Annotated in this window: 1 protein-coding gene; it reads left to right on the top strand. The window is 68.2% G+C overall.

The window, feature by feature from the left end; all coding sequences use genetic code 11:
• The coding region (locus AC0CH8_RS18975; protein WP_465241214.1) for an MFS transporter at window positions 1-255 on the top strand (255 nt) is incomplete at both ends.

The following is a 255-nucleotide window of genomic DNA, read 5'->3' as shown; positions in this document are numbered from 1 at the left end:
GCCGGGGTCTCGGTGGCGGGAACGCGGCCGACGCGCGTGCGGCACGTCGTGCTGTGTCTGACCGTGCTCGCCTCTATGATCACCTATATGGACCGGGTGGTCATCTCGGTCACCGGGCCGATGATCCAGGCGGAATATGGCCTGTCGACCCGTACCTGGGGCTGGGTGCTGGGCATCTTTCAGATCGGGTACGCGATCTTCCAGATCCCCGGCGGCTGGCTCGGCGACCGCTTCGGGCCGCGCCGGGTGCTGACC

It is taken from the genome of Sphingomonas sp. AC435 (assembly GCF_979253005.1).
This window is presented reverse-complemented; position numbering and strand designations above follow the sequence as displayed.